Annotated in this window: 1 protein-coding gene; it reads left to right on the top strand. The window is 50.9% G+C overall.

Going from position 1 to position 505, the window contains the following annotated elements; genetic code table 11:
• Positions 1-505, top strand: a 505-nt coding sequence (locus ASC50_RS03990) for a glycosyl hydrolase family 65 domain-containing protein (protein WP_338140302.1), incomplete at both ends; no start/stop codon positions are given.

Raw genomic sequence — 505 nt, 5'->3', positions numbered from 1 at the left:
AATCATTCCGAGTTCTCGGACTTGATTATCAGCGGACTTGTCGGTCTTCGCCCTGCGGAGGGCGATATACTAAGCATTTATCCGCTCGCAACGGACGAGTGGGAATGGTTTGCGCTCGAAAATGTGCTCTATCACGGCAAAAAGATTTCGGTGATTTGGGACAAAACAGGCAAGAAATACGGCAAGGGACAGGGTTTTATGGTGTTTGTGAACGGCAAAAAAATCGCTACTTCCAAGCGTCTCGGCGAGTTAAAGGTGGATATTACTGCCAAACAGTGGAAGAAATATGTGAACAATCCTGTTCTCGGCGGAGCGGAACTCGGCACGTGTTTCGACCTCACGATGCTGCAGGAAGACGGTAAATACAAGATGTGGTTCTCGTGGCGACCGAAAGACGCGCTCGCCTACACCGAAAGCACCGACGGCATCAAATGGTCGGAACCGGTCATCGTGCTCGCTCCCGTGAAAGAACACGAATGGGAACAGGGCATCAACCGTCCTACAA

Source organism: Candidatus Symbiothrix dinenymphae (assembly GCF_001431085.1).
This window is presented reverse-complemented; position numbering and strand designations above follow the sequence as displayed.